Source organism: Rahnella sp. PD4, from assembly GCF_049199325.1.
GTDB lineage: Bacteria > Pseudomonadota > Gammaproteobacteria > Enterobacterales > Enterobacteriaceae > Rahnella > Rahnella perminowiae.
This window is the reverse complement of record NZ_JBLZQF010000004.1, coordinates 73159-97245: the sequence shown is the minus strand read 5'-3', so window position 1 is coordinate 97245 and position 24087 is coordinate 73159. Positions and strand designations below refer to the sequence as shown.

The following is a 24087-nucleotide window of genomic DNA, read 5'->3' as shown; positions in this document are numbered from 1 at the left end:
AAGATCACTTATGCCTTTTTATATTATTCGCTACGCGCAATATCAACTTTGGTTCAGAAAATGATGAATAATCTTCATGCACAGTCTGACTCACAAAATCTGAAATGTGTTTAAAGACAGCAGGGTCACGTAATGCGCCATTGTGACCCTGGCCTTCTGTCACAATTAATTTACTTTTCTCCAGAGAACGGCTCAGAATTAGGGCTTCATCCAGTCCGATACTAAGATCATTTTTATCATGTAATATCATCACAGGCTGCGTTATTGCTCCGATGAGTTCCGGACCAATAGCATCAGGATGAACGCCATAGCGGAGTTGATAAAGCTTTTTCATGGAACCGGCAATACGCTTTGGAAGCTTATTATTGCAGACATATCTGTCCATCATCTTTCCATAACTGCACGGACTGCTGATTAAAATCATGCGCTTAAAAAACAGCCCCTGTAATGCCGCCATACAGCCAATTAATCCCCCCGTCGAATGGCCAATGACGACAGAAAAATGGCCATAGTGTTTTTCCATATCCATCACTGCCCGTGAAAGATCATAGAAGGACACTTTTTTGCCGGGAGAAATTCCATGTGCCGGAAGATCCGGTGCATAAACACTGTAACCTTTTTCCTGTAACCGCTGCGCCATTTGCCGCAACATAATACTTCTGCCATCCCATCCATGAAGCAGTAAAACTTTCTCTGCCTGCGGGTCCGCTTGCGGGTAAATAAAAACCTTAACAAATGATTTGCGCCAGAAAAGCTCCTCCTGCAGGCAGCGGCTGAGCAGCATGATTTCACCCTGTTTATAGGGTAAGGGCCGGGTCTTTTCGAACAGACGCAACGCGTATAAAGCAGAAAGGTAAGAAGACATAACATGCAATGAATATAAATCGAATAAACTTATTAGTCTGCATGCCCTGCTATAATGTGTCGCAGGTCTGATTTTCGCTTTCATCAATAAAGAGGGGCGTAATCTCATCAGAACCAGCACCCGAAGATAATTTTGGTGCACCAGTGAAAAGAACAAAAGAACGGGGTAAAAGAAGCTATAAAACATTGTCGCTCCCTATTTTATTTGCCAGACGCCAGTACTCCCTGCCGAATGCGATAAAGTAGATGACATTGAATATAATAATAATATTCATGATGCTTTTAAGCTGGGAAAAATTGCCCCACCCCACCAACAGGGTGATGACTGTCAGTAATTCAATGATAACGGTTAATACCAGTACCCGTCTGGCCTGATCAAGTTGTTCGAGTAACGCCTGAAGAGAGGCAACAAAAGATGTCAGGAAGAAAGTCGGTAATAATATTAATAACATCTGACTGCTGACATCTTGTATTGTTTTGTCGCCCGATAATATTTTAATCAGACTGGCCTCGGTAAAATAGACCCCTGATGTCAGCAGAAGATAAAAGATGCCAATAAAAGTGAGTCCCCGATGCAGTAAACGTTTTAATTCTTCCCCTGTACTGATCGCCAGACGCTGGTTAATTAATATCGCCAGAGCAGATCCGCAGGCCACAGCGGGAATAACGATAAACATTCTGATTTTGGTGACGATCAGAAAGCCGGCAACATATTGCTCACCCAACGTACCTATTAACGGGAATATCAGTAGCGAACTGAAAAATAGTACCACCAGCGAGGCAAATATTGGCATTCCCACCTGAAACAGAAGCCCGCTGAGGCGCGCAATGAAAGCCCCCGGCCGGTCATCTTTCACGTTACGGCCTATGCGCCATACCAGCCAAAGCGCGACGGGGATAAGCAGGGCTGAAGCCAGAGAATTTGCCACAATAATGGAGTAAAAACCTAACCCGTAGAACTGATAGCAGGCGTAACAGAGAAGCGCATTCAGAACGATATAGGCGATAACTAATACCATGCTCAATGCGCTTTTCCCTTGTCCCCGAAGTGCACTGTTACACATCTCGAGTTGTATAAAAGGCAGCATGGAGAGGAAATAGAGCGGTAATGCAGAAGCATAGAATTCATTGCCGGCGACCGGCAGCATTGCCTGCAATAGTGGGGAACACAGGGCCGTCGCGCCACTGAGCAGCGCCACAATCAGGATACCCAGCGTCGCCAGCAGTGACGTTGCCTTCAGCACCTTTTGCCGGGACCACAGATTCAACGAACGGGCACTGAAAACCTGATTAGTGATAGCCAGACATTCCAGAATAGCCAGGAATAAAAAACTGAAAGGCTGAAGCATGGAGAGCAAATAAATTGATCCGGTTTCGCTTCCGTGACCCAAAATGGCGGTCTGAATATTTTGGGAAAAGGATACGGCAATCGCCACAATAATCATCGGCCAGGCTAACTTCATCAGGTCGGTGATATCTTTGCCCAGGCTTTGGCGTCGCGGCATCGTCATTTCAGATGGGGAGTTCATATTGCATGCTCCTGATAGCCAGGCAACAAAGTTACAGCCCCGAATGCCGTTTTTCCATACAGGCTATAAATCATTACCGACAGATAAGAAAAGCTGTGAGTTGAGCCTGATAGGTAGCCGTGCCCGCCCATCAGTTTTTCTGCTCTGTTGGTTAACACCGTGATCTGCCAGTGATCTGCCTGCGCCCCGGCAAAATCCTGTGCTGCAACGCGCCTTTGCCATTGGATCAGCAACAATTCTGTCTGATTGCTGAGATCGGCGAAATCGGCCTTCACCAACTGATGTCGGGTGGTTTTAACACCAAAACTCTTGCGCGCGGATAAGTGCTCCCAGCTGATTGTCAGGATCTGGCTCAGAAGCCCTAACCGGGCCGCAAAAGAGGCAACCAGCGGGATCGGGTCTGTACCTGTCGCTTCTCCAGCGTTGTAGTGCAAAGAGATACCCAGTGAAGCCAAAATACGGTCAGACTCCGTGTGCTCATCCCTATCCGCTTCGCTGTGTTGACCCACCAACTGATACCCGCGACAAAATACGCCACTCGCAGGATCTGCCCACTTCTGACGCATCTGCCGGAGGGCATCTGCTGGCTTAAGGTCTCTGAACAAAAAATAAAGCCGGGTAAACTCCTCTTCAGACATCAGAGCTCTCCAGCTGCAGGTGTTGCTCAATCCACTGGATAAGTTTTCCGACCGTGGTAAATGCATCCTGATTGATTTGATCAGGTTCAAACATCAGGCCGGGGATTTTTTCCTCCAGCGTGAGTAAGAACTGAACAAATAATACCGAATCCAGATCCAGATCTTCATTGAAATCAGTGTCTGACGTAATGGAGATTTTTGCAGACATAACATCGTTTAATGCATCATTAACTGCCGAAAGTAGTGCTGACATGCTTTACCTCATTAATTTCGTTTTTTTCAATCAGGATACAAGACATCGTTATCCCCATTCCCATTGCAACGCAGAGAATTCTTTTGCCGTCGAAGCGCTCTAATAATGAAGACACGTTAAATAAAATATCAGAACAATATGCATGGCCATAACCTGATATATGTTCTGTAAAAAGCTCGCCTCTGAACTTCAATTTATCAGCTATACGTTTAAGCATGGGCATATCTATATTGCCAGGAACAATAGCATCTATATCGCCGATGGAGAGATGAAACTTATCCAATACATAGGTATAAAAATCATAATAATCCTGCTCAAGCGATGAAAATAGTTCCCGCCTCCGGGCAGCCGTAGACTCACGATGATTGTTATAAAATGAAGATAAATGCCGCACGGCGGTGTGATTGATTTGCCACCGTGAGTGCCCCGCGTTCAGTAGCATTGCCGCAGGGACTTCCGCCATGACACTATTATCAAGCTTATTAATATCACTATGAAACGCTTTTTCCCCCGTCAGGAGTATCATCGGTTGCTGGCTTTTTATGATCCGGCTTTTTAATAAATGGATCGCAGACAGTGCCGACGCGCAATGATTAAGACTCACCGTTAATGTTTCCCAATGGCCTATTCCGCAACCGATGGCGATCTCATCGAGCCAGGAGGTTTCAAAAAAAGTATTGTGCGTCTGGGTTTTGGCATATATCAAATATCCCTGCATGTGCGTTATATTTTTATTTGCACCCACCAGCGCGGAAAGGGTTTCCTGCAACATTTGTGTATGGTTACCCGTAAACATCCCCACGCTGTTCAATGAGTAATAACGTTCAAGAACCTTACGCGCACCTGTTTTTAAATTATGAGATGATTCAAGTGTACTTAATGGTCTTAAAGAGATGCGATCAGGTAACCAGCATAAATCATTAAGTGGCAACATATATTCTCACAGGAATTTATTTTTAGATTTTTTATAAGCGCAGTCCATAATCCCAGAAAAAAAACGCATTTTTTGCCTGCAATTGCTTAAAGTGGCATCGATTCCCATTTTTAAATCCCACTAATGGAATGTCGGGAGGGTCAGGAGGGAAGAGAAAGGAAAATCCAGGTGAAAGGCACCGTTAAAGCTGCACGAAATGTCCGTTGCTGACTTCGCGGTAATGGCGCACCGGCGGCTGATAAGTAGCAGCGCGCAGAGGGCTGGCAATTTCTTCCGGTACCACGGTGCGTGTGTGGTGAACATCCGGGTCGGGCACCGGTACGGCGGCCAGTAGTTTGCGGGTATAAAGATGCTGCGGATTTTCGAAAATATCCGCCCGCGAACCGATTTCAACGATTTCACCCAGATACATCACCGCCACGCGATGGCTGATCCGCTCGACCACCGCCATGTCATGCGAGATAAACACATACGCCAGCCCGAGCGCCTGTTGCAGATCGAGCATCAGGTTAATGACCTGCGCTTTAACTGACACATCCAGCGCGGACACCGCTTCATCGGCGATAATCATTTTCGGCTCGAGCGCCAGCGCGCGTGCAATGCAGATACGCTGGCGCTGTCCGCCCGAAAACTGATGAGGAAAACGCATCGCCATATTGCTTTGTAATCCGACCTGCTCCAGCAGTTGCGCCACGCGGTGTTTAGCGCTGGCGGCATCGTGCAAACCGAGGCTTATCATCGGTTCGGCAATCGCCTGGCCAATGCGCATTCTCGGGTTAAGGCTTTCGTACGGATCCTGAAAAATCATCTGCGCCTGGGTACGGATTTCAGCCAGCCGCGCGTTGTCTGCCCGGCGGATATCCTGTCCGCAGATCAGCACATCACCGGAAGTCGCTTCGGTGAGACGTAAAATTGTGCGTCCGGTGGTGGATTTGCCGCAGCCGGATTCACCGACCAGTGAGAGAGTTTCGCCCGGTTGCAGACTGAATGAGATATCTTCCACCGCATGTATGCGGGCAGATACGCGGCGCAACAGACCGGATTTCACATCAAAACGTGTCACGAGGTTTTTAACCTCCAGCACTGGCTGACCGCGGCGCAGCGTATCGACAGACACCGCCACCGGCAGCGGTTCGCCGGTCTGCATGTCAGTCAGCGGGAAGCGTTTCGGCAACGCTATGCCATGCATCGCCCCCAGCCGTGGCACCGCCGACAGCAGCGCACGCGTGTAAGGATGTTTGGAGTGATGGAAGATTTCCCGCGTGGTTCCCTGTTCTGCGGCTTCGCCACGGTGCATCACCAGCGTGCGATCCGCCACTTCCGCCACCACGCCCATATCGTGGGTGATGAACAGAACAGACATGCCCTCTTCCTCCTGCAAGGATTTGATCAGCGCCAGAATTTGCGCCTGAATGGTCACATCCAGTGCGGTCGTGGGTTCATCCGCAATCAGCAAACGCGGATTGCAGGCCAGCGCGATGGCGATGACCACGCGCTGACGCATGCCACCGGAAAAACTCAGCGGATATTCATTCATCCGCGAGGCGGCTGCCGGGATGCGCACTTTCTCAAGCAAACGGACAGCTTCGGCACGCGCGGCAGCATCGTCCATACCGCGATGTCGCTTCAGCACTTCGGTAATTTGCACACCGATTTTCAGTACCGGATTCAGGCTGGTCATCGGCTCCTGAAAAATCATACCAATGTGGTTGCCGCGGATGCTTTGCATCTGCGCACGGTTAAGGCTGAGCAATTCCCGACCATCAAACTGAATACTGCCGGAATAACGGGTCTGTTTTTCGTCCAGTAAGCGCATAACTGACATCGCCGTCACGCTTTTACCAGAACCGGATTCTCCCACCAGCGCCAGTGTTTCTTTCGGGCCAATGGAGAACGAAAGGTCACGCACCACATTCAGCCATTCGCCACGCACGGAAAATGCGGTATTAAGATTATCGACCTGTAAAACCGGGGTCTGCATCATCAATCCTTATTCCGTGGGTTGAGGATATCGCGTAAGGCGTCACCGATTAAGTTGATGGCGACAATCAGCACCAGCAACGTGATGCCGGGGAAAAAACTTATCCAGTAATCGCCGGACATCAGGTAATCAAAACCGTTGGCAATCAGCAGACCGAGCGAAGGCTCGGTAACGGGCAAACCAATGCCAAGAAACGACAATGTGGCCTCAAGCATGATGGCGTAAGCAATCCGCATGGTTGCCACGACAATCAGCGGCGGCAGGCAGTTAGGTAAAATATGGCGAAACAGAATGCGCGGACGGGAAAGCGCCATACTGCGCGCGGCATCCACGTAACTGCGGCGACGTTCCAGCAGTGCCGAACCGCGAAGGGTACGTGCGTAATAGGCCCATTGCGTGACCACCAGCGCAAGAATAATTTTATCGACGCCCTGCCCAAGCACTGCCAGCAAAATCAACGCAATCAGGATCGGCGGAAAGCTCAGCTGGATATCAACAATACGCATGATCAGTGCATCCGTTTTGCCGCCAGCGTAAGCGCTGATAAGTCCCAATGTTGCGCCAATGGTCAGCGCAATTACCGCACTGGAGACCCCCACCAGCAGGCTGGTTCGCGTGCCGTACAAAATGGCGCTCAGCAAATCGCGCCCCTGATCGTCGGTACCGAGCCAGTAGATCATGCCATTCAGGCTGGATGAACCCGGGCTCAGGCGGCCATCCATGATATCAAGCTGCGACAGATCATACGGATTTTGTGGCGAGAACCAGGGTGCCAGCACCGCCAGCAGAATGGCGATACCTAAAATGATCAGGCCACATAAGGAGAATTTATTGCGCAGCAACGCACGCACGGTGTTGTAAAATGCCGGGGACGTTTTGCCCTGAACGGCTGAGCGAGAATGTACGGAATCAGACACCATCAGTTGCCGCCCCCCAGCCGCACACGCGGATCCACCAGCACATACAGCACATCCACCAGCAGGTTGATCAGGCTGAACATCACCACGGTGATCATCAGATACGCCAGGATCACAGGCCTGTCGAGCACGGCAATAGAATCAATAATCAGTTTACCCATGCCCGGCCAGGCATAAATGGTTTCGGTGACCACGGCAAAAGCAATCAGCGACCCCAGCTCCAGTCCGATGACGGTAATCAGCGGGATCAGCGTATTTTTCAACACATGAACCAACACAATGCGGCTTTCCGATAAGCCTTTGGCGCGGGCAAAACGGATGAAGTCCTGTTGCAGGCACTCAAGCACCCCCGCGCGGGTCAGACGAATAACCAGCGAAATTTTAAACAGTGCCAGATTGAAGGCGGGCAGAATCAGATGTGCCAGACCGTCGGCGGTAAAGAGGCTGACAGGAACGCCGAAAACATCCACCGTCGCACCGCGCCCGGAGGCGGGAAGTACGCCAAGTTTGACGCTGAACAACATGATCATCATCAGACCAATCCAGAACGTCGGCAGGCTGAAACCTAAAATCGAGACAGTCATGACTGATTTCGATAACCCTCCGTCAGGATGCAAACCGGCGTAGACGCCGAGCGGAATGCCAATCACCAGCGCCAGAACAAAGGCCACCAGCGCCAGTTCGAGTGTTGCGGGCATACGCTGAAAAATCAGGTGCAGCGCCGGCTGGTTGTAAATGAATGAGTTACCCATGTCGCCATGCAGGGCATTGACCACAAACAGGCCATATTGCTCCCACACCGGTTTATCGAGGCCAAAAGACTGGATCACACTGAGGCGTTCAGCGGGCGTGGCCGTGGTACTGATCAACAAATCGACCGGGTTACCCACCAGATACACACCCCAGAAAACCAGCAATGACATCACGAACAGCGTCAGCAACGTTTGTCCGAAACGCCCGAGCAGGTAACGGTTCATGCGCACATTTCGCCGGATGAATCGCCGTAACGGGAAAATACTCGGCGTATCAGGCTAAAGAAACCGGACTCATCGACCGTCTGCATGACCACCGCATTCGCAGGCGTCGCCAGTTTGTTCCAGAAATCCGCGTAAGTATAGCCGGCAGTATGACCGGAAACCGCCACACCCACGCGGGCGGGCTGGCCTTCAAACAAGCCGGGTTGCAATAACCACGCGACAGTGGTGGCGTCATGCACCGGCCCGCCTTCGCGACCAAAACGATTGAGATCACTACGGTCAAACGCATTCAGTAACGCAGCAACGGATTCTCCCGGCAGGCCGCCATCCTGTTTTAATGCCCCGATATCCTCTGCACCGATCAGCGCCTGAAAGGTCATATCGAGTGGCATGATGATCAGCGGTACGCCGCTGTTAAATACTTTTTCAGCCGCATGCGGATCGGCATAGACGTTAAATTCGGCCCATGGCACGCGATGGCCGAGGGCGGTAAAGGCACAACTCATGGTGACGATCTGTTTGATGCCGCGTGCGACATCCGGATGCATGCCGAGCGCCAGCGCGATATTAGTCATCGGGCCAATCACGCACAACGAAATCGGGTCATTATCTTCGGCAGCCTGTCTTAAGGTACGCACCAGAAAATCCACGGCGTGTTCAGCCCGCGGTTGCAGGCCGGTGTCCGGCACCAGTTCATCGTTAAACGCGCCGATATGCGCGTACTTGCCGTAAACCTGTTCGCGTACCAGCGGACCGGGCGCACCGGCGAAAACGGGCGTAGCAGTTTTGCCGGACAAGGCGACAATTTTGCAGGCGTTACGCACGGTGTCTTTCAGCGCCACATTACCTGCGACAACGGTCACGCCGAGCACGTCCAGCTCCGGCGAGGCCAATGCCAGCCACAACGCGATGGCGTCATCCACGCCAGGATCGGTATCTATAATGATGCGCTGGCTCATAATTTTATTTCCCGGCATAACGTGAAAGCAGTTCGTAAAACAGCGCGAAGATTTTGGTCGCGTCCACGCGCGTGACGATATCGACATTGGGGGTCAGCCCCGACTTGCCGTACCAGTCGGCGACGGTTTGCCCCATACACAACTCGCTCTCGTGTTCGACAAACACCCGTGCTTTTTCGGTACCGAACAGTTCCGGCGCCAGAACGTAAGCAATCACCAGCGGGTCATGCAGCGGCCCGCCCCGTGACCCGTAACGGCGCACGTCGTTGCGATCCCAGAACGCCATCAGTTCGCCCAACGGAGCGGAGAGACGTCCGGAGACTTTGATAAACTTCGCCACATGTTCCGGTGTGAGAATCACCTGGTGCGTGGCGTCGAGCGGTAAAACGGTGATGCTGAGCCCGGCGGAAAACACAATATACGCAGCATGGGGATCGGCGAACATATTGAATTCGGAGGTCATGGTACGGTTACCGGCTTCGCGATAGGCCCCACCCATCAGCACCACGCGGCTAATACCGGCAGTGATCTCAGGTTTCATACGCAGCGCTGTTGCCAGGTTGGTCAGCGGCCCGAGCACGCACAGTGTCAGTGGCTGATTATTTTCAATGGCCTGTTCGCAACGGTTGATCAGAAAGTTAACAGCATGAAGGGATTCGGCCTGTTTTTGCGGCGCGGGAAAGGCGGTGTTACCCAGACCATTTTCACCGTGAAACTGGCCATGGATCGGCGCACGCAGCAGCGGCTGATGACAACCGGCAAACACCGGGATATCCACCCGGTAACCCAGTTCGGTAATTTGCAGCGCATTCCGGGTAGTATTCACCAGTGGCTGATTGCCACACACGGTGCAAATGCCGAGGATATCCAGCTGGGGTGCGACGAATGCACTGAGCAGCGCGATAGCATCGTCAATACCCGGATCGCAGTCAATGATCACCGGTAAGGTTTTCACAGTGCCCCCACAGAGCGCAAAACATCCGCGATTTCCTGACGCGCAGCCTCGTTTAACGGCACCTGTGGCGGCAACGGATCGCCTACCTCAAATCCCTGTAATTGCAGCGCCGCTTTGATACACCCCGCGAGGGAGTATTTGGCGAAGATTTCATTGATGCGCCACAGCGGACGCTGCAATGCCATCGCTTTTGTCCAGTCACCCTGCTTCGCAGCTTCATACAGTGCCAGACTTTGTTTCGGTACAATACAGGCCGGGCCTGCCATCCAGCCCACGCCGCCAATCAGCATCACGCAGGCCGGGATATGTGCCGAGGCGGCAAAAACCTGCATCCGCCCCTGTGTGCGTTCAATAATCGACAGCAAACGACCAGTGTTGGCCGAGGCATCTTTAATATAGTTGATATTTTCCACATGACTCAGCCGCTCAATCAACGGCAGGCTGAGATCAGAACGCTGGAACTGCGGATTGGTGTACAGCACGACCGGCAGCTTTCCGGCTGCGGTCGCGATGGCACGAAAGTAATTTTCGACGCCCTGTTCGGGCACCGGGAAATACGCCTCAAGGATCGCCAGAATACCGTCCACACCCAGAGCGACGTAGCGAGCGGTTTGCGCTACGGCGTCCTGAATGGTGGTAGCGGCGACACCGGCAATGACCGGAACGCGCCCCCGGGCGGCTTCCACAACGGTTTTCACTATCTCAGTGCGCTGTTCTGCATTGAGATAGGCAAACTCACCTGTACTGCCAAGTGGCGTCAGACCCTGCACGCCACTGGTAATCAGATGTTCAACCAGCGCAGTCAGCACCGGTTTATCTATCTGGCCGCCGTCAGTGACCGGCGAAACCAGATAGGGATACACACCGCTAAAAGAAGTCATAGCTTCTCTCTCTTTTCTTAGAACAACCCTGGTGTTGGTGCTCTATTCCCGCCTTGGTCTGGTATGTACTTTGCGCTTATTTAGTGTTTCTCATGCACAAAGTACGGCAACGTATAGCCGTCGGAGCGGCCGACGTAGGTATAAGGTGTTTTCATCGCCCAGGTGTAGGAGAGGAACAGCAGCGGAATGACGCCTTCGTCCTTCATCGCAATCTCTGTGGCATGTTGCAGTAACTTTTCACGCTGGCCGTCGTCGAGGGTTTCCCGCGCCTGCACCAGTGTTTTATCAAACTCAGGGTTCGAGTAACGTCCGCGGTTACCCTGTCCGCCGTTCGGCCCGAAGGTTTCGAGCAACGGTCCCAGCACACCGGAGGCTTCACCGGTTTCAATCGCTGCACCGCCCATGATCAGGCTGAAATCGCGTTTGGATGCGCGGGAGAAATATACGCTGCCCGGCATAGTGACAACGTCAGTTTTAATACCGATACGGCTGAACATCTGGCCGAGCGCCTGCGCGATTTTAGAATCGTTCGGATAACGGTCGTTCGACGCATGGAAGGTCAGGGTGAAGCCATCCGGATAACCGGCCTGCGTCAGCAATTGCTTCGCTTTCGCCGGGTCATAGACCGGTGCGGCAATCGCCGGGGTGTAACCTAAGTAGCCTTTGGGCACCAGCTGCGATGCGGGTACGCCCTGCCCGTCCATGATACGGTCAACTATCGCCTGACGGTTTATCGCCAGCGACATCGCCTCGCGCACTTCCCGCTTTTTCAGCGGATTGCTGCCGTCCGGCCCTTTAGCAAACGGCGACACATCACGATCCTGATCCGGGTGTAAATACAAAATACGGTTACCGGCCACGGATTCCAGCTGCAGGCTGGCTTGTTTGCCCAGATTTCGTCCGTCTGCCGTCGGTACACTTTCGATCATGTCAACATCACCGGAACGCAACGCAGCCACGCGGGCGCTCGGGTTTTTGAATACGCGTAACGTCACTTTATCCCACTGAGCTTTTCCGCCCCAGTACTGGTCATTACGCACCAGCACCACGTTATCGTCCGGCGTCCAGCTGACAAATTTGAACGGACCGGTACCGGTGACGTCTTTCCCTTCGTTGAGGGTTTGTGACCCGACCGTTTCCAGACGCGCCGGTAAGATGGCGACACGGCTTAAGTTGTTCAGTAATAACGGTGTCGGCGCTTTAGTGGTAATTCTCACCGTTAAAGGATTGATCTCGGTGACCTCAGCGATATCGTTAACGTACGGCGTATAGGCGCTCGGGCTGTTCTTTGACGCCAGCGCCACGCGTTTCACGCTGGCAATCACATCTTTAGCCGTGAACTCACTGCCATCGTGGAATTTCACGCCGGGACGCAGGGCAAATTCCCAGGTGGTGTCATTAATCACTTTCCATGACACCGCAAGCGCAGGGGTAATCTGTTGTTTTTCGTCCTGATTCACCAAACCATCAAAAATATTACGCGCCATCGCGCTGTTGGCACCGCCGACGTAAAATTGTGGATCCATGGAAGTGGTAGAAGCAGCCAGACCGAGAGTAAGATCAGCCGCGTGTACGGTCTGTGAAACAAAAAGCGTGGCCAGTGCCGGGAAAAGCACTCCTGCCAAAACGGACGTTCTCATGCATTTAACCCTTAATTATTTTAGATTTTCAGGCAATGTGTGTCAGATCCTAAATCCGAGTCTAGGGGGTGGACTTCTGAATTGAAAATTGTATTTTGTGTTACATCCATAAACAAATGTTATGGATCTTGAGGATGTATTATGAAAATTAATCCCAGACAGGTTGAAGCTTTTCACAAGGTGATCCTTACCGGCGGCATTACCGCTGCCGCAAATATGATGAACATCACCCAGCCAGCGGTGAGCCGCCTGATCCGCGACTTCGAATATGCGGTTGATCTGAAGCTGTTTGACCGGGACGGACGCGGCTTGATCCCACGGGACGATGCCATCAAGTTGTATCGTGAAGTCGAGCGTTTGTACCTCGGGCTTGAACATATTTCACGTATTGCTGATGAAATCCGTCATTCAAAAGGCAGTGTTTTACGCATCGGTACGGTTGCGGCGCTTTCTGCGCTTTGCGCCGAACACATTCTGCCGCCACTGATTGAGAGTATTGACGACATCTCGCTGTTTCTGGATATCGAAAGTACTACGCACATCACTGATGTGGTGACCAGTAATCAGTACGACGTCGGGTTCATTTTTGGTAAGCCTGACGTGAAAGGACTGGAAGCGGAGATGCTGGCACGGGCGAATGCGGTCGCCGTGATGTCGCCGCGTCATCCGCTGGCCCAACAGGACGTGGTCACCGCGATGGACCTGACGCGTTACCGCCCTATTATTCCGGGGCGAAAAACGCCGCTGCGTGAACAGCTGGATCAGGTGATGAGCCGCCTCGATTTATATATGAATAACCCGATTGAAACGTCGCTGAACAATTGTTGTGTGATGGCGGGGAATAACCTGGGCATAGGTGTGGTCGATTTCATCACCGCACGCAGCCACAAAAGCGATATCGTTCTCAAACCGTTTACGCCCGATATCAGTATTGCCTATCTCGCCGTTTTCCCGCCGCAGATCCCAAAAAGTCGCCTGGTGGAACACATCACTCAGGAAATGAAGACCTTAATCGAGGGCTATTTGTAAAACGACCCGACAGGTTCGCTAAAATCGTACCCGTCAGTCCAAAGTGGTATCCCCCCATAGCGATAAGCAATTCGCTGATAATATGTGCGGCCAACTAGATGAATAATGCATATAAAATCACTTATCAATCAAAATTATGAATAAGTGTTTTTATTTTATTCTTTAAAATCAATTACAAACCCCATTCGCATAAATAATCATCCTTTCAATAAAATTTTACCTAATTTCAAACTCTTCGTTACACATTCACAACCTCGATGAGAAGTATTATTATTTGCGCGAAATTGTTCTATTTGGTTCATTTAATAACGAGTGGTCATTAAGTGTTACCTGTTTTCTATCAACAGTTATCTACAACTATGCAGTGAGATAAATCATGCCAACAACAAATAGCAAGTGGACCTGGCTCCTCTGGCTGCTGAGTGCACTGATGCTCGTCATCGGTCTGATACTCGGTATCGGTGGCGCGTATCTGGCCACATTGGGGGGAAGTATTTACTTTCTGCTGATGGGTCTGGCGCTCATCGTTTCCGCCGTTTTGATTTTCAAAGGTAAGCCATCGGGCGCATGGCTTTACGCCCTGGCCTTTGTGCTTTCTGTTATCTGGGCTGTCCGGGACGCAGGTTTCACATTCTGGCCATTGTTCTCCCGTCTGTTCACGTTTGGCGTTCTGGCATTTCTGGTCGCGCTGATCTATCCGCTGCTTAAAGCACGCACGGGTCTGGTGACGCGTAAAGCGCCAGCCTTTTCAGTGGCGGCGGTTTTGGCTGTCGCGCTGATTGCCGCTTTCGCTAATACCTTTGTGCCAACACCTATCATCAGTACCGCCGACGATCAGGTGCCGGTGAAACCGGTAGAAAAAGGTGCAGAGCAAAAGAACTGGGAAAGCTGGGGTAACACCACTGCGGGTGACCGTTTCGCAGCCCTGGATCAGATTAACAAAACCAACGTGGATAAACTTCAGGTTGCATGGATTGCTCATACCGGTGATATCCCGCAGAGCAATGGCTCCGGCGCTGAAGACCAGAACACCCCGTTGCAAATCGGCGACAAACTGTTTGTCTGTACGGCCTACAGCAAAGTGATCGCCTTGTCTGTTGATGACGGTAAAAAGCTCTGGTCCTACGATTCCAACTCCACCGCGCCTAACTGGCAGCGTTGTCGTGGCCTGGGTTATTTTGAAAACAGCGCGGCGCCACAAGCCCCGGCAGCCCAACCCGCTGCGGTTCCTGCGGCTGAACCGGCAAGTCCGGTTGCGGCTTCTGAAGCGGCTACGCCTGCTACGAATGCGCCGCAAGCGCCAGCGGCGACCGGTGGCACTGTCAGCGGAACCTGCGAGCGTCGTCTGTTCCTGCCAACCATTGATGCGCGTCTGATTGCCATTAACGCCGATAACGGCAAACCCTGTGCTGATTTCGGTGACAACGGTGTGGTTGACCTGAAAGTCGGCATGGGTGAAGTCAAACCGGGCTACTACCAGCAAACTTCTACCCCGCTGGTCGCGGGCAATGTGGTGGTTGTCGGCGGTCGCGTCGCGGATAATTTCTCCACCGGCGAACCTCCGGGCGTGGTCCGTGCTTTCGACGTACATACCGGCGCACTGGTATGGGCCTGGGATCCGGGTAATCCGAACATTACCAAACTGCCACCGGCGGGTCAGACTTATACCCGGGGTACGCCAAACGTCTGGTCGGCGATGTCATACGATCCCAAACTGGGTCTGATTTACATGCCAACCGGCAACGCGACGCCAGACTTCTTCGGCGGCACGCGTACTGAGCAGGATGACAAATACAGTTCCTCCGTCGTCGCGGTAGACGTGGCCACCGGTAAAGTCCGCTGGACCTTCCAGACCACTCATCATGATCTGTGGGACTTCGATCTGCCGTCGCAGCCGCTGCTGTATGACCTGCCGGACGGTAAAGGTGGCAGCACGCCGGTGCTGGTGCAGACCTCCAAACAAGGCATGATCTTCATGCTGAACCGCGAAACCGGCCAGCCGGTCGCGAAAGTGGAAAACCGCGAAGTGCCGCAGGGTAACGTCCCTGGCGAACGCTACGCCAAAACGCAGCCTTTCTCTGTCGGCATGCCAAACATCGGCAACCAGACGCTGAAAGAATCCGATATGTGGGGCGCAACGCCGATGGATCAGCTGCTGTGCCGCATCGAGTTTAAAGGTATGCGTCACGAAGGCGTTTATACACCTCCGGGCCTGGATCGATCACTGCAATTCCCGGGTTCACTGGGCGGCATGAACTGGGGCAGCGTCTCGGTTGACCCGAACAACGCCATCATGTTCGTGAATGATATGCGTCTGGGTCTGGCGAACTACATGGTTCCGCGTGCACAGGTTCCGACCGGCGCGAGCGGCATCGAGATGGGGATGGTGCCGATGGACGGTACGCCTTACGGCGCAGTCCGCGAGCGTTTCCTGTCACCGCTGGGCATTCCTTGCCAGAAACCCCCGTTCGGTACGATGTCTGCGGTGAACCTGAAAACCGGCAAAATCGTCTGGCAGGTGCCGGTCGGTACCGTAAAAGACACCGGCCCGCTGGGCATCAAAATGCGTATGCCAATGGAAGTCGGTATGCCAACACTGGGCGCGAGCCTGTCAACGCAATCCGGCCTGCTGTTCTTCGCCGGTACGCAGGATTTCTATCTGCGCGCGTTTGATACCGCAAACGGTAAAGAGATCTGGAAATCCCGTCTGCCGGTCGGCAGCCAGTCCGGCCCGATGACCTACGTTTCACCGAAAACCGGTAAACAGTACATCATCATCAGCGCCGGTGGCGCACGTCAGTCCGCAGAACGCGGCGACTACGTGATCGCCTACGCACTGCCTGACGAGAAGTAAGATTTCGCAGTCCATGACAAAGCCCGCTGGTGCAGACCGGCGGGCTTTTTTTATTCAACGTAACCCACTGATATTCTTATTGATGCCTCTGTCGCCACGATAGCAATGTTAAAACATACTAAACAAAAAATTTGGGTTAAGGAGAGTGACGAGTATGATGCAACCATTACCCTTATTAACCAAAAGGAATTGGCATGGAAATCATCGGAGACAACAGCGTTATCACCAGTGTTGCACCCAAAGGTAAGGTTGTTTACTGCCGTGGTGAAACCCCCAGATACTGGCTGGAATTGCAATTTGTCGATGAGAATAATCTCCCCGTTGCCGGGCTGAAGGTCACACTGGAATACCATCCGCTGGCATCCGCGCAAGACGTCGCGATGTGGAAAAAATATAGCAATTACCACTACGATCCCACGCCACCACCCAATCCCCCTGCCGGCGTCACCGACAGTCAGGGACTGGTCAGTTTCGACGATCTGTACTGGATAACGGTCGACGTAAAAGCAGACGCGCAACAACTGGCCGACGAAATGGAGCAGCGCCCGCTGGGGCTTCGGCGTAATCCGAACAGCCAGCCGGTGAGCAAAAATGCCTTTCGTCGGGAAACGCGAGATAAAAGCTGGCGATCTGACGTACAGGAAAAAGCCGAGGCCGCAGGATATACCCATCATTACGTGACCATCGGAGAACTTTGCGATCAGTTGCCTCACATTGAAGGCTGGGAGGAGACGGAGCCACCGGAGTTTCATTTTCAGCAAGGGCGTTCGCTGAAAGGCACAGAGATTGCGTGTCAGGCGCTGAAGCAGCGGCACGTCATTGAAATCTGCCCGTTCCGGGCGTGGGTACTGGCACTGCATGACACCCCCGCATATGATCTTGCCAACAGCCTTAATCTCGGCATTATGGCTGACCTCGCCTATTCGGCTGAAAAAGAGAATAAAACCGTGGCATACTTTTTCGGGCAAAAATGTCTGGATCTGTCTGCAATCCCTCAGTTTGCCGAGTTCCCGTCTTATTACCACACGCTGGCCGTGGATGTACCCTTCCGGGAACGTTATCTTAAAGCCGTTTATTTAAATACGACCGAAGGTGAACAGCCAAAAGGCGATACCCGGTTATTCACGGTGGAATGCGGCAAGCACATTATCGTCGCGTGGTGCGGTACGGACAGCCTGCTTAACGCTTTGACAGATATCTCCTTTGCGCCCAAAAAATGTCTACCAGAGCTTGGTGGCGTGGGTAATATTCACGGCGGTTTTCTGGAGGCTTATGATTTGGCGAAGCTGAAATTTAACAAAGAATTGAATGCGGTTAATCAATCGCTTGAAGAACGTGTTAAACAACTCTTCATCTGCGGCCACAGTTTGGGTGGTGCGTTAGCATTAACCTATGCCGTGGAGATGAAGAACAGCCACCCTATTCTGTATACCTACGGCATGCCACGCACCTTCACCCGTGCAGCAGTGCTTGGACTGGACACTGTAACTCACTACCGCCACATCAATGATAATGATTCAGTCACCCAAATTCCACCGGACGCCGATGTAGACAATATTTTCTATGAGAAATGGGGACCACTGGGCGACAAACTCGGCTTTGACTGGTCGTTAACAACGGTAGCCGGGTTGGGGGTGGCTGTTCGCGACCTGGCTTTTCAGTCGGCAGGAATTTCCGATAAAAAAGATCCTTACTGGCATCACGGCAATACGGTGATATTTTTTCAGGCTCAGCAGTGCGTGATGCAATCCCGTCATCAGAATGTGCCGTGGATAGGCGGCGGAGGCAGCAATAATCCGGTACCCGGCGTGGTGAGCAACTGTATTAAGCAGTCGGTTAAACTCTTTCTGGTGCCATCAATGAATGAAGAATGCCTTGATGCAACGGGCAAGCATCAGGCGAAGTTTATCGGGTGTCTGGATACTGTCAGTCTGAGAAAAACCTTCCCCCGGAATACCAATCCCGAACTGGACGGGCTTTTCAGCAACCCTTCCAGCCATTCTATGGCACACCGTTACCTGCCTTATATCCATAATCAGGTGCTTGAGCTGGCAAATCCCGATCTTGAGATGAACCGGAAGGAGAAGCGGGCTGAGTTCAGGCAGGAGATTGAAGCAACGGCCAAAGGCAGTGCCAACCAGGATGAAATCCAGCGAAACCGGGAATTTATAGCGCTTCAGGATATGTTGCCGGTGGCGCTAACCCGCACCCGGTCAGAAGATGTGGGCAAAAATTCCCTGATCCGTTTTGCTGCAGTTACGGAGGAAGAAGTTGAATTTTCTAAATAAAACAGCCCTGTTGCTGCCGACTGTGTTCTTGCTTTCCGCCTGTTATGGCAAAACAGACCAGACGCTGTCACCGCCGGAAAATGCACGGCGCGTAACCATAGCCGTCAGGGTTCCTGAGGGCATTACACTGTTGCCATTGCAAATGCTTTATCGTTCTGAACGGTGCAAGACTAAAAGCTATAACTCGAGTAATGAAGCCTATGAAATTCGCGGATATAACGGTTTCATGCAGGCATTTAGCCCGATTGCAAACAGCGATATCAGGCAGCAACGGATTGCCATTGATGGTGGCGGGAAATGCCAGTGGCAGCTTAATTCCATTAAAGTCAGTTTTAAGATCGCTGATGAAAATCCTCTCGTTAAAGGAAAAGAGGTTTTCGCTACTAATTATATCTTTGATTTTGATGATTATGGATTCAGTGATGGTTATGGAACAGGAAGAGCGAAAAAAGTCAGTGGCGATCTAGATATCAGAACAGATTTTTTCCCAGAAATATTTATTAGCCACAAATTCAAAAAAACGACACTGGAGTTATTTGGTGGGGATACCCGACATGAAAAATGGAGTCAACGTTACAGGGTTCATGATATTAAAACTATCGTTATAAACCCTGTCGTACATTTTAATCGAGTAGTTATACTTGAGGGACCAAATAAATCTCCAGGAAATATAATTGTGACTTATCCTGATAGTAGTAAGCAAAAAGCTTTGTATACAAAACCTGATTATGAAAAGCTGCTATCGATGAAATAGAAAGGGATTCTTTCGTTTCACATACTCAAGGAGGAAGAAGTTGAATTTTCTAAATAAGAATTATGCGGTTATATCCTTTATCGTGCTGCTTTATGGCTGTGATAACACTCCCGACCGCACTTTGTCTCCACCTCGAACGCAAAGTGGGTCGACGTGGTCTTCACGCTTCCGGCAGATACCGTTCTTTTACCAATGGAAGTTCTTTACCGTTCAGACAAGTGTAAAACAGTGCGTTATAACTCGAGTAATGAGCCTCATGATATTCCCGGTTATAACGATTTCGAGAAGCCATTCGGTCAGCAAGGAAGCAGCAATATCTGGCGGACACATATCGCCATTGATGGCGGCGGAAAATGCCAGTGGCAGCTTAATTCCATTAAAGTCAGTTTTAAGATCGCTGATGGCAATCCCCTGGTAAAGGGAAAAGAGGTTTTCGCTACTAATTATATCTTCGATTTTGATGATTATGGATTCAGTGATGGCTACGGTACAGGTAGGGCAATCATGGCCAGTGGCAATCTTGAATTGAAAACAGATTTTTTTCCTATGGTTATTATAAATCAAATGTTCAATCAAACATCTATTGAGATGTTTGGTGGTGATACGAATTATGACAGATGGAGCCGACGTTACAAACTTCAAGATACTCAGAAAATAGTCATTGAACCGATATTACACTCTCAGAAAGAAGTATTACTACAGGGTGATGAAGAGCGTGGAATCGGGATGATGATCACTTATCCCAATGGAAGCATTGAGCATGTACGCAAGATAAAACCCGATTACGAAAAACTGTTATCCATGAAATAACGAAGTCATTACTAAGTTATCTTCAGGGAGGAAGAACTTGAATTTTCTAAATAAGAATTATGCGTTTTTACCCTTTATCGTGCTGCTTTATGGCTGTGATAACACTCCCGACCGCATTCTGTCTCCACCTCAGAATGCAAAGTGGGTAGACGTGGTCTTCACGCTTCCGGCAGATACCGTGCTTTTACCAATGGAAGTTCTGTACCGTTCGGATAAATGCAAAACAGTGCGCTATAACTCGAGCAATGAGCCTCATAATATTCCCGGTTATAACGATTTCGAGAAGCCATTCGGTCAGCAAGGAAGCAGCAATATCTGGCGGACCCATATCGCCATTGATGGCGGCGGAAAATGCCAGTGGCAGCTTAATTCCATTAAAGTCAGTTTTAAGATCGCTGATGGCAATCCCCTGGTAAAGGGAAAAGAGGTTTTCGCTACTAATTATATCTTCGATTTTGATGATTATGGATTTAGCGATGGTTATGGAACAGGAAAAGCAAAAGAGGTTAGTGGCGACCTTGATTTAAAAACCAACTTTTTTCCGATGATATTTATAAATAATTTATTCAAAAGTACGTCATTACAGTTTTTCGGTGGTGATACAGATTACGAGCAATGGACACGCCGTTACAAATTATCTCACACCAATAGGGTTTATATTGAACCAATAATCCATATGAATGAACCTGTAATTCTCGAAACTCCAAACCCACCGCCAGGAAACACGGCCGTAACTTATCCTGATGGCAGTACTGGAAAAGCTATACATACAAAACCTGATTATGAAAAGCTGCTATCCATGAAATAACGAAGTCATTATGAAGTTACCTTCAGGGAGGAAGAAGTTGAATTTTCTAAATAATAATTATGCGCTTTTACCCTTTATCGTGCTGCTTTATGGCTGTGATAACACTCCCGACCGCACTTTGTCTCCACCTCAGAACGCAAAGTGGGTCGACGTGGTCTTCACGCTTCCGGCAGATACCGTTCTTTTACCAATGGAAGTTCTGTACCGTTCAGATAAATGCAAAACAGTGCGCTATAACTCGAGCAATGAGCCTCATAATATTCCCGGTTATAACGATTTCGAGAAGCCATTCGGTCAGCAAGGAAGCAGCAATATCTGGCGGACACATATCGCCATTGATGGTGGTGGGCCATGCTTGTGGCAGCTTAATTCCATTAAAGTCAGTTTTAAGATCGCTGATGGCAATCCCCTGGTAAAGGGAAAAGAGGTTTTCGCTACTAATTATATCTTCGATTTTGATGATTATGGATTTAGCGATGGTTATGGTACCGGTAAAGCGAAGGAATCCAGGGGTGATCTTCATATAAAAACGGATTTCTTTCCGAGGATTTTTATAAATCACATGTTCGAGAAAACCTCATTGAGATTCTTTGGTGGAGATACCGATTACGAAAAATGGAGCCGGCGTTACAAACTCCAGGATACTGAGAAAATACTTATCGAACCTATTATGCATATGAATAAAATTATAATTCTTGAGAGTCCAAATCCACCACCTGGAATGATTACGTTAACCTATCCCGATGGAAGCGTTGAAAAAACACAACCTATGGAACCCGATTACGAAAAACTGCTATCGATGAAATAGAAAGTAAATGTTTCATTTTACATATTCAGGGAGGAAGTAATTGAATTCTCTAAATAAAAAAGGCCTGTTGCTGCCGACAGTATTTTTGCTTTCCGCATGCTATGGCAAAACAGATCAGACGCTGTCACCGCCGGAAAATGCACGGCGCGTGACCATAGCCGTCCGGGTTCCTGAGGGCATTACACTGTTGCCATTGCAAATGCTTTATCGTTCAGAACGGTGCAAGACTAAAAGCTATAACTCTAGTAATGAAGCCTATGAAATTCGCGGATATAACGGTTTCATGCAGGCATTTAGCCTGATTACAAACAGCGATATCAGGCAGCAGCGGATTGCCATTGATGGCGGCGGAAAATGCCAGTGGCAGCTTAACTCCATTAAAGTCAGTTTTAAGATCGCTGATGGCAATCCCCTAGTAAAGGGAAAAGAGGTTTTCGCTACTAATTATATCTTCGATTTTGATGATTATGGATTTAGCGATGGTTATGGTACCGGTAAAGCGAAGGAATCCAGGGGTGATCTTCATATAAAAACGGATTTCTTTCCGATGGTAACTCATCTGGATGAGAATGATATTAGCCTGGAGTTTTTTGGCGGTGAAACAGGATATGAAAAATGGAGAAGGCGATATAAGCTCCATGATACGCAGAAAATATTTATTGAACCAAATGTTCATTTAACTAAAGTTGTTACACTCATTCCGCCTGACCAAACAGAGGATAGGGATTTTTCGGCGATTTATCCTGATGGGAGTACCGAAAAAATTCCGTATATTTATCCTAATTACGGAAAACTGCTATCGATGAAATAGAAAGTGAGTGTTTCATTTTACATATTCAGGGAGGAAGTAATTGAATTTACAAAATAAAACCGCCGGGCCCGCACAGACCGGCGGGCTTTTTTGTTAGGGGATTAAGGTAATCGCGCAGCCTGACGCCGAAGGCCTTCAAAAATTGCATGACTGATTTTTGCTGGAAAATCAGCGGGCAACATGGATTCCACTTCTGTAATCACTTGTTCAGTTTTATCCTTCATTTCCATCATCATATTCGACACGTTTTCTCGCGAGTAACTGACCCGTTGCGCCGTTGAGACAAAATGACGGGGCAGGATCCTGTCCCAGTGAAAATGCCGGTTATTGCCGAGTACCGCCATCGCCATTTTGGCTTTCTTCGCCGGAATACCTGTTGGATGCATCAGAGGAAATGCTGACATCACGTCATAAAACGGTGTCATACGGTATGCGCTACCCGGCTCGATATAAACACTGAAATTCTTAGCATGACCGTCGATAGCAGCCAGCATCCAGAAGAGGATCTGGCTCTTAAAAAACATGTCCCGATCCCCTCCTGCGCGTTGAGAACCTAACAAGAGCTTCATTGAGCGCGCAATCCCGGGGCCGCCGTCAGCCTCATATTTCAATGCCGGGGCGACGCCTAACGCCTGACAAAAATCCTCCTGTGGCAGCCTCATCAGCCAGGAGCCATCCTTCGACCAGCGACGATCGAAACGTTCGACAACCAGGACTTTTTGCGTACCGAAGCAGGCAATGTCGCACTGTGCGACCGGAAATCCGAATTGCTCCGCTATTTTCAGACACAGCCATTCATTCTCCACACTCTCACTTAAATCGATGCCATTGTTGGCAATGTAACCGATGGGGAGTTTAAGAATATGGCTGGTGGGCGTACTTCCCTGCGGGCGATGCCACTGGTCGCGATACCAGAGCAGTGCCGTTTTTTCCTGCGCACCGGCCAGAGAAATGCGAAAATCTTCAATGTCAGCCTCCATGCCCAAGGGCGCATCCTTATATCCCTGCAAAAGCTGCTCGATATCCTTTTCGCCAAGCGGTTGGGCATGAATTTCAGTGACAGGCGTAACCGGAGCACCTTCAGGATAGAGCTGGATCGCACCGACGCAATCACCGCCTATTCGCGACAGCAAATCGAAAGGTTGTTTAGTCGGGATCTGGAAACGCGCCTGAATACGGCTGCGTATTTGTTCGTTATCGGGCAGAAGATTGTCGAAAAAGTTGTATACCACCGCGCCACGGAATTTATCTGCCTGAAGAGGTAATGATAACGAGATGGCACGGGCTCCGGGGCGAGTGAGCCAGCTTTGATGATAAATAAATGACATTTCACCACTGCCGCCTTTTTCCAGCGTACCGACAGTAATGCCATTTAATGCGAGCGTTAACTTATCCAT

Annotated in this window: 21 protein-coding genes; 8 read left to right on the top strand and 13 right to left on the bottom strand. The window is 50.2% G+C overall.

The window, feature by feature from the left end; translation table 11 throughout:
• Positions 1-4: 4 nt before the first annotated feature.
• The 12 genes from ACOZIO_RS12230 to ACOZIO_RS12175 all read right to left on the bottom strand — a co-directional run bounded on the left by ACOZIO_RS12230 (position 5) and on the right by ACOZIO_RS12175 (position 12528).
• Complete coding sequence (locus ACOZIO_RS12230) at positions 5-1051, bottom strand: alpha/beta fold hydrolase (RefSeq protein ID WP_129953402.1); 1047 nt, start codon at positions 1049-1051, stop codon at positions 5-7.
• Positions 1041-2393 (bottom strand): MATE family efflux transporter, encoded by a 1353-nt coding sequence (locus ACOZIO_RS12225; RefSeq protein WP_217156621.1) that lies wholly within the window; start codon positions 2391-2393, stop codon positions 1041-1043. The genes ACOZIO_RS12230 and ACOZIO_RS12225 overlap by 11 nt, the downstream gene beginning before the upstream one ends.
• On the bottom strand, positions 2390-3031 hold the full coding sequence (locus ACOZIO_RS12220; RefSeq protein ID WP_421595322.1) for a hypothetical protein: 642 nt from the start codon (positions 3029-3031) through the stop codon (positions 2390-2392). The genes ACOZIO_RS12225 and ACOZIO_RS12220 overlap by 4 nt, the downstream gene beginning before the upstream one ends.
• A complete protein-coding gene (locus ACOZIO_RS12215; protein ID WP_129953399.1) occupies positions 3024-3284 on the bottom strand; it encodes an acyl carrier protein in 261 nt (86 codons plus the stop codon). Before ACOZIO_RS12215 ends, ACOZIO_RS12220 begins: the two co-directional genes overlap by 8 nt.
• Positions 3259-4218, bottom strand: coding sequence for a 3-oxoacyl-[acyl-carrier-protein] synthase III C-terminal domain-containing protein (locus ACOZIO_RS12210; RefSeq protein ID WP_129953398.1), 960 nt, complete (start codon positions 4216-4218; stop codon positions 3259-3261). Before ACOZIO_RS12210 ends, ACOZIO_RS12215 begins: the two co-directional genes overlap by 26 nt.
• Before the next feature lie 181 nt (positions 4219-4399).
• The gene (locus tag ACOZIO_RS12205; RefSeq protein WP_421595419.1) at positions 4400-6199 is read right to left on the bottom strand and encodes an ABC transporter ATP-binding protein; all 1800 of its coding nucleotides are present in this window, start codon (positions 6197-6199) and stop codon (positions 4400-4402) included.
• Positions 6200-6201: 2 nt separating this feature from the next.
• Positions 6202-7119, bottom strand: coding sequence for an ABC transporter permease (locus ACOZIO_RS12200; protein WP_129953397.1), 918 nt, complete (start codon positions 7117-7119; stop codon positions 6202-6204).
• Positions 7119-8093, bottom strand: coding sequence for an ABC transporter permease (locus tag ACOZIO_RS12195; protein WP_421595321.1), 975 nt, complete (start codon positions 8091-8093; stop codon positions 7119-7121). The genes ACOZIO_RS12200 and ACOZIO_RS12195 overlap by 1 nt, the downstream gene beginning before the upstream one ends.
• The gene (locus ACOZIO_RS12190; RefSeq protein ID WP_421595320.1) at positions 8090-9052 is read right to left on the bottom strand and encodes a nucleoside hydrolase; all 963 of its coding nucleotides are present in this window, start codon (positions 9050-9052) and stop codon (positions 8090-8092) included. Before ACOZIO_RS12190 ends, ACOZIO_RS12195 begins: the two co-directional genes overlap by 4 nt.
• A gap of 4 nt (positions 9053-9056) precedes the next feature.
• The gene (locus ACOZIO_RS12185) at positions 9057-10007 is read right to left on the bottom strand and encodes a nucleoside hydrolase (protein WP_129991094.1); all 951 of its coding nucleotides are present in this window, start codon (positions 10005-10007) and stop codon (positions 9057-9059) included.
• Positions 10004-10888, bottom strand: coding sequence for a dihydrodipicolinate synthase family protein (locus ACOZIO_RS12180; RefSeq protein WP_129953393.1), 885 nt, complete (start codon positions 10886-10888; stop codon positions 10004-10006). Before ACOZIO_RS12180 ends, ACOZIO_RS12185 begins: the two co-directional genes overlap by 4 nt.
• 80 nt (positions 10889-10968) lie before the next feature.
• Positions 10969-12528 (bottom strand): ABC transporter substrate-binding protein, encoded by a 1560-nt coding sequence (locus ACOZIO_RS12175; RefSeq protein WP_129953392.1) that lies wholly within the window; start codon positions 12526-12528, stop codon positions 10969-10971.
• A gap of 141 nt (positions 12529-12669) precedes the next feature.
• On the opposite strand from ACOZIO_RS12175, the gene ACOZIO_RS12170 reads away from it, so the two are divergent.
• The 8 genes from ACOZIO_RS12170 to ACOZIO_RS12135 all read left to right on the top strand — a co-directional run bounded on the left by ACOZIO_RS12170 (position 12670) and on the right by ACOZIO_RS12135 (position 22690).
• Positions 12670-13557, top strand: coding sequence for a LysR family transcriptional regulator (locus tag ACOZIO_RS12170; protein WP_129953391.1), 888 nt, complete (start codon positions 12670-12672; stop codon positions 13555-13557).
• Positions 13558-13933: 376 nt separating this feature from the next.
• Complete coding sequence (locus ACOZIO_RS12165; protein WP_129953390.1) at positions 13934-16411, top strand: membrane-bound PQQ-dependent dehydrogenase, glucose/quinate/shikimate family; 2478 nt, start codon at positions 13934-13936, stop codon at positions 16409-16411.
• 194 nt (positions 16412-16605) lie between these two features.
• Positions 16606-18699 (top strand): lipase family protein, encoded by a 2094-nt coding sequence (locus tag ACOZIO_RS12160; protein ID WP_421595319.1) that lies wholly within the window; start codon positions 16606-16608, stop codon positions 18697-18699.
• Entirely contained in the window at positions 18683-19453 is a 771-nt protein-coding gene (locus tag ACOZIO_RS12155) for a hypothetical protein (RefSeq protein ID WP_240783446.1), read from the top strand. The genes ACOZIO_RS12160 and ACOZIO_RS12155 overlap by 17 nt, the downstream gene beginning before the upstream one ends.
• Before the next feature lie 153 nt (positions 19454-19606).
• Entirely contained in the window at positions 19607-20263 is a 657-nt protein-coding gene (locus tag ACOZIO_RS12150) for a hypothetical protein (RefSeq protein WP_421595318.1), read from the top strand.
• A 37-nt stretch (positions 20264-20300) separates the two neighbouring features.
• Positions 20301-21071, top strand: a complete 771-nt coding sequence (locus ACOZIO_RS12145; RefSeq protein ID WP_421595317.1) for a hypothetical protein — start codon at positions 20301-20303, stop codon at positions 21069-21071.
• 10 nt (positions 21072-21081) lie between these two features.
• Positions 21082-21879: a hypothetical protein gene (locus ACOZIO_RS12140; protein WP_421595316.1), complete on the top strand. Its 798-nt coding sequence runs from the start codon at positions 21082-21084 to the stop codon at positions 21877-21879.
• Positions 21880-21919: 40 nt separating this feature from the next.
• Positions 21920-22690, top strand: a complete 771-nt coding sequence (locus ACOZIO_RS12135; protein WP_421595315.1) for a hypothetical protein — start codon at positions 21920-21922, stop codon at positions 22688-22690.
• A gap of 101 nt (positions 22691-22791) precedes the next feature.
• On the opposite strand, the gene ACOZIO_RS12130 is transcribed toward ACOZIO_RS12135, so the two are convergent.
• Positions 22792-24087: a type II toxin-antitoxin system HipA family toxin gene (locus ACOZIO_RS12130; RefSeq protein WP_129991097.1), complete on the bottom strand. Its 1296-nt coding sequence runs from the start codon at positions 24085-24087 to the stop codon at positions 22792-22794.

Excerpts from the sequence above, each read along its gene's own strand:
- ACOZIO_RS12230 (WP_129953402.1), bottom strand. The coding sequence starts at position 1,051 with ATGTTTTATAGCTTCTTTTACCCCGTTCTTTTGTTCTTTTCACTGGTG.
- ACOZIO_RS12225 (WP_217156621.1), bottom strand. The coding sequence starts at position 2,393 with ATGAACTCCCCATCTGAAATGACGATGCCGCGACGCCAAAGCCTGGGC.
- ACOZIO_RS12220 (WP_421595322.1), bottom strand. The coding sequence starts at position 3,031 with ATGTCTGAAGAGGAGTTTACCCGGCTTTATTTTTTGTTCAGAGACCTT.
- ACOZIO_RS12215 (WP_129953399.1), bottom strand. The coding sequence starts at position 3,284 with ATGTCAGCACTACTTTCGGCAGTTAATGATGCATTAAACGATGTTATG.
- ACOZIO_RS12210 (WP_129953398.1), bottom strand. The coding sequence starts at position 4,218 with ATGTTGCCACTTAATGATTTATGCTGGTTACCTGATCGCATCTCTTTA.
- ACOZIO_RS12205 (WP_421595419.1), bottom strand. The coding sequence starts at position 6,199 with ATGCAGACCCCGGTTTTACAGGTCGATAATCTTAATACCGCATTTTCC.
- ACOZIO_RS12200 (WP_129953397.1), bottom strand. The coding sequence starts at position 7,119 with ATGGTGTCTGATTCCGTACATTCTCGCTCAGCCGTTCAGGGCAAAACG.
- ACOZIO_RS12195 (WP_421595321.1), bottom strand. The coding sequence starts at position 8,093 with ATGAACCGTTACCTGCTCGGGCGTTTCGGACAAACGTTGCTGACGCTG.
- ACOZIO_RS12190 (WP_421595320.1), bottom strand. The coding sequence starts at position 9,052 with ATGAGCCAGCGCATCATTATAGATACCGATCCTGGCGTGGATGACGCC.
- ACOZIO_RS12180 (WP_129953393.1), bottom strand. The coding sequence starts at position 10,888 with ATGACTTCTTTTAGCGGTGTGTATCCCTATCTGGTTTCGCCGGTCACT.
- ACOZIO_RS12175 (WP_129953392.1), bottom strand. The coding sequence starts at position 12,528 with ATGAGAACGTCCGTTTTGGCAGGAGTGCTTTTCCCGGCACTGGCCACG.
- ACOZIO_RS12170 (WP_129953391.1), top strand. The coding sequence starts at position 12,670 with ATGAAAATTAATCCCAGACAGGTTGAAGCTTTTCACAAGGTGATCCTT.
- ACOZIO_RS12165 (WP_129953390.1), top strand. The coding sequence starts at position 13,934 with ATGCCAACAACAAATAGCAAGTGGACCTGGCTCCTCTGGCTGCTGAGT.
- ACOZIO_RS12160 (WP_421595319.1), top strand. The coding sequence starts at position 16,606 with ATGGAAATCATCGGAGACAACAGCGTTATCACCAGTGTTGCACCCAAA.
- ACOZIO_RS12140 (WP_421595316.1), top strand. The coding sequence starts at position 21,082 with ATGAAGTTACCTTCAGGGAGGAAGAAGTTGAATTTTCTAAATAATAAT.
- ACOZIO_RS12130 (WP_129991097.1), bottom strand. The coding sequence starts at position 24,087 with ATGGATAAGTTAACGCTCGCATTAAATGGCATTACTGTCGGTACGCTG.